This window comes from Synechococcus sp. R8-2, from assembly GCF_047461715.1.
Classification (GTDB): Bacteria; Cyanobacteriota; Cyanobacteriia; order Thermostichales; family Thermostichaceae; genus Thermostichus.
The window spans coordinates 1-2,878 of record NZ_JANSHQ010000377.1; the positions used below are offsets into that span (position 1 = coordinate 1).

Here is a 2,878-nt window from a genome sequence, read left to right on the forward strand (position 1 = left end):
CCGCGGCTGAAGTAGGCTTCTGGAATTCGCGGATCCAACTGGATGGCCCGCTCCGCATCGGCCAGAGCTTCTTCCGGCTGGCGCAACTGGTTGTAGACGTAGCTGCGGTTTACATAGGCCGGCGCATAGCTGGGATCCAACTGCACCGCCCGATCCAGATCCGACAGGGCAGCCACGGGATCCCCCCGCAGCAACTTGAGGGATCCCTGCCAGTTGAGCTCGGAAGCGGTTTTTGAGCCCGAAGTCTTCTCAGCAGGGGTTGGCAAAGAGACGGCAGGGGCGGCAGCCAAGAATGTTGCTAGAAAACCCATCAGGGCCACTCTTGCCAATTTACGCTTCATGTGCTCTGCACTGCCAACGCGAACGTTGCTCTCTTCGGATCCCGAACTAGTTCAATATAGACCGTCGGCGAGAGGGGCAACCCCCTGCACTTAACTTGCAAGGGGTGCGGGGAGCTACAAGTTCCGCGCTCTGGCGGGAAAGTCAGGGTCGAGATACCGACTCCTCTGCCAAGTCGTTCTGTGACGCGGGGCAGGAATGCCCAATGGCAAGGTTGGGAGGCCCAAGCTCTATTGGCTAGAGTGAGGGCGGGGGGATGTTACAAGGAAAGCTTCTGGAATAGATGAGCCACCGGCAGGGCAAATCCTGGAATAACCTCTTCACCTTCTAGAAGATCAACCGATTTCAGGAGGCGGTCAGGCTCTTGAGAGCTGCGATACACCAGGACGTAGTGCTCGCTGGGGTGAACCAGCCAAACCAGGCGGCTGCCATTTTCAAAGTACTCCACCAGCTTGTCATGAATTTCTTCAACCGTATTGCGGGGGGAAAGCACTTCAACAGCCAGATCTGGAGCGCCTTCCAAAAATCCTGTGGGCAGTTCAGCCATGCCCTGCAAGCGTTCTTTAGCAAAAAAAGAGATGTCAGGGGAGCGCCAATTTCCACTCTTCATCTTAAAAGCAGTGCTGGAATCTAAAACGATCCCCAGCTTGTTGGACAAAACGTAGGGGGTCAAAGCTGCCAATAGGAGGCTGCAGACATAACCATGGAGTGCCCCCGCGCTTCCCATATCAATTGGCTTCCCATCAACAATCTCGTAGCGATGTCCCTCCCTGGACAACGCCATGAATTCTTCGGCTGTCCAAGCTCTTTTTCCCTGAGTTGGCACAGCTCCGACGGTCATCTGCAAACTCCTTGCTGCTCCTTCGACACCGCAAGCCAAGCCCGCAGGGATCCCCCAGCGGCTTTTCCTCGAGGGGGGACGCCAAAGGCTAAAATAGCCTAGCTCATCCTACTGTACCGACGGAAAAGGCACCTTGATCGAGCGCTACACTCTGCCCGAAATGGGCCAGATTTGGTCCACTGCCCACAAGCTCCAGACCTGGCTGCAGGTGGAGCTGGCCGTCTGCGAAGCGCAAGCGGAGCTGGGGCGGATCCCGCAAGAAGCCCTGCAGGAGATCAGAGCCAAAGCCGCCTTTGACCCGGCGCGGGTTTTGGAAATTGAGGCGGAAGTGAAGCACGATGTTATTGCCTTCCTAACCAACCTCAACGAGCACGTGGGCGAGGCAGGGCGCTACATCCACCTGGGCCTGACCAGCTCGGACGTGTTGGATACCGCTCTGGCCGTGCAGCTTGTGGCCTCGGTGGAGATCTTGCAAGCTCGCCTGGCCGACCTCATCGCTGCTATCCGCGACCAAGCTCGGCAGCACCGCTACACCCTCATGATCGGCCGCACCCACGGTGTTCACGCCGAGCCGATTACCTTTGGCTTTAAGCTGGCAGGGTGGCTGGCCGAGTGCCTGCGCCACCAAGAGCGCCTAGCTCGCCTGCGGGAAGTGGTGGCGGTGGGCAAGATCTCTGGCGCCGTGGGCACCTACGCCAACGTGCCTCCCCAGGTGGAGCAGTTGGCCTGCGCTCGCCTGGGCCTGAAGCCCGATACAGCCTCGACACAGGTCATTTCCCGGGATCGCCATGCGGAATATGTGCAGACTTTGGCTTTGATTGGCTCTTCGCTGGAGCGCTTTGCTACTGAAATCCGCCACCTGCAGCGAACAGAGGTACTGGAGGCTGAGGAGTACTTTGCCCCCGGCCAAAAGGGATCCTCTGCTATGCCCCACAAGCGCAACCCCATCAAGGCGGAACAACTGACGGGGCTGGCCCGTCTCCTGCGCGGGTATGCCGTCTCGGCCCTAGAAAACATTCCCCTTTGGCATGAGCGGGACATCTCCCACAGCTCCGTAGAGCGGGTCATCCTGCCGGATGCCTCCATCCTCTGCCACTATCTGTTGGTCAACATGGCGGAGCTGGTGGGCCAGCTGCAGGTTCACGCTCGCAACATGGAGCGCAATCTCAACCTCTACGGCGGCGTCATCTTCAGCCAGCAGGTGCTGCTGGCTTTGGTGGAGAAGGGCCTTAGCCGCGAGGAAGCCTACCGCCTGGTGCAGGAAAATGCTCACCGCGCCTGGAACCAGCCCGGCGGGGATTTCCGCGCCAATCTGCTGGCGGATCCCCGGGTGATGGCTCACCTCAGCGAGGCGGAACTGCAGGCTTGTTTTGATCCGCGGCGCCACCTAACCCATTTGGACGAGATCTTTGCCCGCCTGGGCATTTGAGGATCCCCTATGGTTTGGCAGCGGCAACATGTCCTGGGCTTGGCGGACTTTACCCCCGAAGAATATCAAATCGTTTTGCAAACCGCTGCCAGTTTCCAGGAGGTGTTGACGCGGCGGTTGCCCAAGGTGCCCACCCTGCAGGGGAAGGTGGTGGTGACGCTGTTCTTCGAGCCTTCCACCCGCACTCGTTCCAGTTTTGAGCTGGCGGCCAAGCGCCTTTCGGCCGATGTGCTTAACTTTTCCCCTGGCACTTCTTCCTTGGGCAAGGG

The 2,878-nt window shown here is 59.1% G+C and carries 3 protein-coding genes and 1 pseudogene; 2 read left to right on the top strand and 2 right to left on the bottom strand.

Annotated features, from left to right (window positions below; translation table 11 throughout):
• Together NW819_RS09300 and NW819_RS09305 are read right to left on the bottom strand one after the other, a co-directional pair.
• Positions 1 to 290, bottom strand: a 290-nt coding sequence (locus NW819_RS09300) for a tetratricopeptide repeat protein (RefSeq protein WP_414413562.1), incomplete at its 3' end; no start/stop codon positions are given.
• A gap of 308 nt (positions 291 to 598) precedes the next feature.
• Positions 599 to 1,180, bottom strand: a complete 582-nt coding sequence (locus NW819_RS09305; protein WP_011430559.1) for a Uma2 family endonuclease — start codon at positions 1,178 to 1,180, stop codon at positions 599 to 601.
• A 133-nt stretch (positions 1,181 to 1,313) separates the two neighbouring features.
• On the opposite strand from NW819_RS09305, the gene purB reads away from it, so the two are divergent.
• Both purB and NW819_RS09315 read left to right on the top strand, forming a co-directional pair.
• Entirely contained in the window at positions 1,314 to 2,609 is a 1,296-nt protein-coding gene (gene purB, locus NW819_RS09310; protein ID WP_414413563.1) for an adenylosuccinate lyase, read from the top strand.
• Positions 2,610 to 2,618: 9 nt separating this feature from the next.
• Positions 2,619 to 2,878, top strand: a pseudogene (locus NW819_RS09315) (aspartate carbamoyltransferase); the annotation flags it as partial.

Coding starts and splice junctions, on each gene's coding strand:
- NW819_RS09305 (WP_011430559.1), bottom strand. CDS start 1,180: ATGACCGTCGGAGCTGTGCCAACTCAGGGAAAAAGAGCTTGGACAGCC.